Genomic DNA, 275 nt, shown 5'->3' on the forward strand with positions numbered 1-275 from the left:
AGGCACGTATTTCCCCGAGTGGCTCCTCGAACGTCGCAAACGCTCAGAAGCGGCGAGGATCACCGTCGTCGCTGACGCCTACCTCGCTGGCGTCTCAACGAGGCGGATGGACAAACTCGTGAAGACCCTTCGCATCCATTCCCTGTCGAAGTCGCAGGTCTCCCGAATGGCCGCCGATATGGACGAGCATGTGAGTGAGTTTCGCACGAGGCCGTTAGGTGAGGCCGGCCCGTTCACGTTCGTCGCGTGCGACGCACTCACGATGAAAGTGCGTA

Annotated in this window: 1 protein-coding gene; it reads left to right on the forward strand. The window is 60.7% G+C overall.

The features are described from left to right. Positions 1-275, forward strand: a 275-nt coding sequence (locus NHL51_RS13845; RefSeq protein WP_434144660.1) for a transposase, incomplete at both ends; no start/stop codon positions are given.

Source organism: Leucobacter sp. gxy201 (genome assembly GCF_051043335.1).
In the GTDB taxonomy this organism is placed as follows: domain Bacteria; phylum Actinomycetota; class Actinomycetes; order Actinomycetales; family Microbacteriaceae; genus Leucobacter.